Below are 4,346 nucleotides of genomic sequence, written 5' to 3' on the forward strand. Positions count from 1 at the left end.
GGCAAGCTCGCCGGCTGGGCGCGCGCGGGCGACGGCATCGCGCTATCGTGGCGCCCGCGCGGCACCGACGCCTTCGTCACCGAACGCGTCCGCCGCCTCGTCAACTGCACCGGCACGCAGGGCGACGTGACGCGCACGCACGAACCGCTGCTGCGCGCCTTGCTCGCGCGCGGCCTGATCCGTCCCGATCCGCGCCTGCTGGGGATCGAGGTGACGGCCGAGGCGGAGACGAGCGCCGCCGACGGCCGCCCCAACCCCCGCCTGCTCGCGCTCGGGCCGATGACGCGCGGCGCCTTCTGGGAAATCGTCGCCGTGCCCGACATCCGCGTTCAGACCTGGGCGGTGGCGCGCAAGCTCGCCCACGCGCACTGGGTCGGCGGCGAGGGGCTCTGATCGATCCGGCCTGCTTCCCCAGGGGCCGATCAGGCGATACGGCATCGCCATGCCCGCGCTCACCCCCGCCCTCCTGATCGAACTCGCCGGCTGGGCAGGTTCGATCGCGGTGCTGCTGGCCTACGCCCTGCTCTCGACCGGGCGGCTGCGCGCGCGATCCTGGGCCTACCAGCTGATGAACGTCTTCGGCGCGCTGGGCATGGCGATCAACGGCTGGGCGCACATGGCGCTGCCGTCGGTGTTCAACAACGTGATCTGGATCACGATCGGCCTGTTCGCGCTGGCCCGCTTGCTGGCGGGCAGTGCCCGTCCGCAGGCATGATACGCACCCCCATAAGGTAATTCGTCACCCCGGGCTCGACCCGGGGTCCCGCTCCTTCTCAGGCAAGCCGATTGAATGGTTTCGACGACGCCCGACGGCGATGGCGGGCCCGCCACATCCCGTGCGTCCATGATGCCGAAGAGACAAGGAGAAGCGGGACCCCGGGTCCAGCCCGGGGTGACCGCCAAAGATGGCGCCGGCATTTCGCTAGAAGAAGACTGGTCGGGGCGACAGGATTCGAACCTGCGACCCCCACACCCCCAGTGTGATGCGCTACCAGGCTGCGCTACGCCCCGACCAAGGCCCGCGCCACTAGAGGCGCTTGGCCGCTTTGGCAAGCGCGCCATTGCCCGCTCCCCTGCGCCGTGATAGGCGCGCCGCTTCTTTCCAGGGTGCCGCCCTTCGGCCGCCCGCCATCGCTTTCAGGACGTGAATAGCCCGATGTTCGCCTCGCCCGCTTTCGCCCAGGCCGCCGGTTCCGCGTCGCAGGGGGGTGCCGGCTCCCTCGTGTCGCTGGTCGTGCCGTGGGTCCTGATCCTTGGCATCTTCTATCTGCTGCTGTGGCGTCCGCAGCAGCGCGCGCAGAAGGCGCACCGCGCCCGGATCGAGGCGGCGAAGAAGGGTGACACCGTCGTCACCGGCGGCGGCCTGATCGGCAAGGTGACGCGCGTCGACGGCGACGAGGTCGAGCTGGAGCTTGGCCCCAATGTCCGCGTCCGCGCGCTCAAGAGCACGCTCAGCGACGTCCGCCTGCCCGGCGGCAAGCCCGCGAACGACTGACCGGCCGATGCTCGATTTTCCGCGCTGGAAGGTCCTGTGGATCTGGGGGCTGCTCGCGCTCGGCGTGTTCTTCGCCATCCCCAGCCTGATGCCGGAGGCGACCGCGCGCCAGATCGGTCTCGGCGGCTTCCCCCGCATCAACCTCGGGCTCGATCTCTCGGGCGGCAGCCACCTGCTGCTCGAGGCCGACGTCGCCGACCTCACCCGCCAGAACCTCCAGAAGATGGAGGACACCGTCCGCACCGAGATGCGGCGCGGGGAGCCCAAGATCGCGATCGGCGACATCTCGACCTCGGGTGGTCGCCTGTCCTTCTTCGTCCGCGACGTGGCGCAGCTGGACGCCACGGTCGAGCGGCTGCGCACGCTGACCCAGCCGACCGGCCTGTCCGGCCAGCGCGACTGGAACGTGCAGGTGGTCGATTCGACCCGCGTCGTGATGACGCCGACGCAGGCGGGCCTCGCCGCCGCGACCGACAGCGCGATGCAGGTCGCGACCGAGGTGGTGCGCAAGCGCATCGACGAACTCGGCACGCGGGAGCCGACGATCGTGCGCGAAGGGCGCAGCCGCATCCTCGTCCAGGTGCCCGGCCTGCAGGATCCCGCCGCGCTCAAGCAGCTGCTCGGCAAGACCGCCAAGCTGGAATTCAAATTGGTCGCGATCGATGCCGATCCCAACGAGGTCGCGCAGGGCCGCGCCCCCGCCGGCGCGCAGGTCCTGCCCTATCCCGACAATCCCGGCGGCGTGCCCGTCATCGCCGTCCAGCGGCGCGTCGTCATTTCGGGCGACGACCTGATCGACGCGCAGCTGACGAAGGACGACAACCAGCGCCCGGCCGTGTCGATCAAGTTCAATTCGACCGGCGGCCGCAAGTTCGCGCGCGTGACGCAGGAAAACACCGGCAAGCCGTTCGCGATGATCCTCGACAACAGCGTGCTGTCGGCGCCGAACATCAACGAGCCGATCCTCGGCGGCAACGCGATCATCAACGGCAATTTCACCACCGAAAGCGCCAACCAGCTCGCCATCGCGCTGCGCTCGGGCAAGCTGCCGGTCGCGCTGAAGGTGATCGAGGAGCGCACCGTCGGGCCGCAGCTCGGCGCGGACTCGATCCGCGCGGGCGTGGTCGCGAGCGTCATCGCCAGCGTGGCGGTGATCGTGTTCATGCTCGTCACCTATGGCCGCTTCGGCGTCTATGCGAACGCGGCGGTGGTGCTGAACATCTTCGTCATCCTGGCGGTGATGGCGGCGCTCGGCGCGACGCTCACCCTACCCGGCATCGCCGGCTTCGTGCTGACGATCGGTACGGCAGTCGACGCCAACGTGCTGATCAACGAGCGCATCCGTGAGGAGCGGCGGCGCGGGCGCGGCGTCGTCCAGTCGGTCGAACTCGGCTATAAGGAAGCCAGCCGCACCATCTTCGAAGCGAACACGGTCCACGCCATTTCCGGCCTGATCATGCTCTTCCTGGGCTCGGGGCCGGTCAAGGGCTTCGCGGTCGTGCTGCTGATCGGCATCGCCACCAGCGTGTTCACCGCAGTCACCTTCACCCGCATGCTCGCCGCCGGCTGGCTCAAGCGCCGCCGTCCGACCGAAATCCATATCTGATGCGGCCGCTGCGACAGCCTTCTCCTTCTCCCCGCCGGGGAGAAGGCCGGGATGAGGGGGAGCGGCGGCGAAGCCGTCGCGTGCTTGCTCATCGTTCGCCACCCTCACCCAACCCACTCCCTCGAGGGAGAGGGCTTGGAGCCTGACACCATGCGCCTTCTCAAGCTCGTTCCCGACAACACCAACATCGGCTTCGTCCGCCTGCGCTACTGGGCGTTCGGACTGACGGCGCTGCTGACCATCGCCGCCTGCACGCTCGTGGGCCTGCGCGGGCTCAACCTGGGCGTCGACTTCATCGGCGGCGTGATGATCGAGGCGCGCTTCCAGTCGCCCCCTCCGCTCGACCGGCTGCGGACCGAGGTCGACTCGCTCGAAGTGGGCGAGGCGAGCCTCCAGACCTTCGGCGCGCCCAATGTCGTGTCGATCCGCCTGCCGCTCCCCGACTCGACCGATGAAGGCGCGACCAACCGGCTGGTCAAGCGCGTCCAGGACGATCTGTCCGCGCGCTATCCGGGCGTCGCCTTCAACAAGGCGGAGACGGTCTCGGGCAAGGTCTCGAACGAACTGATCCGCAACGGCCTGCTCGCCGTCTTCCTCGCCATCCTCGGCATCGCGGTCTTTTCGTGGCTGCGCTACGAATGGCAGTTCGGCGTCTCGACCTTCGTCGCCGTCGCGCACGATCTGTTGATGACGCTCGGCTTCTTCGCGCTGACCCGGCTCGAATTCGATCTCAACATCGTCGCCGCCGTGCTCACGATCGTCGGCTATTCGATCAACGACAAGATCGTGATCGACGACCGCATCCGCGAAAATATGCGCAAATATCGCAGCATGGACATGCGCGCGCTGATCGATCTCTCCGTCAAAGAGACGCTGCCGCTCACAGTAATGTCATCGATCACTTTGATGCTTGCTCTGGCGTCGCTGCTGATGTTCGGCGGGCACGTGCTGCGCGGCTTCACCGCGGCGATGATGCTGGGCATCGTCGTCGGCACCTATTCGTCGATCTACGTCTCCTCCTCGCTGCTGATCTCGCTCGGGCTCAGGCCGCAGGCGCTGGATCGCAAGCCCGTCACCGCCAAGGCCGCCGCCGGGGCCGAGCGGGTACAGCGCGCCCGCGATCCAGCGCAGTTCGGCGCGCAGCACGCCCCAGGCGCGTGCTGCCGCGCGGCTGTCCATCACTTCAACGCCGACACCCAGCGCAGCCAGCGCCCTAGTCAACGCGAGGGGCGGGCGGATCAGCCG

At 68.6% G+C, this 4,346-nt stretch carries 3 protein-coding genes, 1 tRNA gene and 3 pseudogenes; 5 read left to right on the forward strand and 2 right to left on the reverse strand.

Annotated elements, in window-relative coordinates; translation table 11 throughout:
• Together ACOJSF_RS03360 and ACOJSF_RS03365 are read left to right on the forward strand one after the other, a co-directional pair.
• Positions 1 to 393: pseudogene (locus tag ACOJSF_RS03360) on the forward strand (FAD-dependent oxidoreductase); the annotation flags it as partial.
• 49 nt (positions 394 to 442) lie between these two features.
• Positions 443 to 715 carry a CBU_0592 family membrane protein gene (locus tag ACOJSF_RS03365; RefSeq protein WP_420140819.1) on the forward strand — a complete coding sequence of 91 codons (273 nt, stop codon included), beginning with the start codon at positions 443 to 445 and terminating at the stop codon, positions 713 to 715.
• Between the two features lie 219 nt (positions 716 to 934).
• Here ACOJSF_RS03365 and ACOJSF_RS03370 read toward each other — a convergent pair.
• A tRNA-Pro gene (locus ACOJSF_RS03370) sits at positions 935 to 1,011 on the reverse strand.
• A 145-nt stretch (positions 1,012 to 1,156) separates the two neighbouring features.
• On the opposite strand from ACOJSF_RS03370, the gene yajC reads away from it, so the two are divergent.
• The 3 genes and pseudogenes from yajC to secF all read left to right on the forward strand — a co-directional run.
• A complete protein-coding gene (yajC, locus tag ACOJSF_RS03375; RefSeq protein WP_420140821.1) occupies positions 1,157 to 1,495 on the forward strand; it encodes a preprotein translocase subunit YajC in 339 nt (112 codons plus the stop codon).
• A gap of 7 nt (positions 1,496 to 1,502) precedes the next feature.
• Positions 1,503 to 3,101, forward strand: a complete 1,599-nt coding sequence (gene secD, locus ACOJSF_RS03380; RefSeq protein ID WP_420140820.1) for a protein translocase subunit SecD — start codon at positions 1,503 to 1,505, stop codon at positions 3,099 to 3,101.
• A 150-nt stretch (positions 3,102 to 3,251) separates the two neighbouring features.
• A pseudogene (gene secF, locus ACOJSF_RS03385) lies at positions 3,252 to 4,232 on the forward strand (protein translocase subunit SecF); the annotation flags it as partial.
• Here the strand turns inward: secF and ACOJSF_RS03390 are convergent.
• Positions 4,200 to 4,346 (reverse strand): annotated as a pseudogene (locus tag ACOJSF_RS03390) (MTH938/NDUFAF3 family protein); the annotation flags it as partial. The pseudogenes secF and ACOJSF_RS03390 overlap by 33 nt on opposite strands.

The sequence above is a fragment of the Sphingomonas sp. genome (assembly GCF_048594985.1).
Classification (GTDB): domain Bacteria; phylum Pseudomonadota; class Alphaproteobacteria; order Sphingomonadales; family Sphingomonadaceae; genus Sphingomonas_I.

Coding starts and splice junctions, on each gene's coding strand:
- ACOJSF_RS03365 (WP_420140819.1), top strand. CDS start 443: ATGCCCGCGCTCACCCCCGCCCTCCTGATCGAACTCGCCGGCTGGGCA.
- yajC (WP_420140821.1), top strand. CDS start 1,157: ATGTTCGCCTCGCCCGCTTTCGCCCAGGCCGCCGGTTCCGCGTCGCAG.
- secD (WP_420140820.1), top strand. CDS start 1,503: ATGCTCGATTTTCCGCGCTGGAAGGTCCTGTGGATCTGGGGGCTGCTC.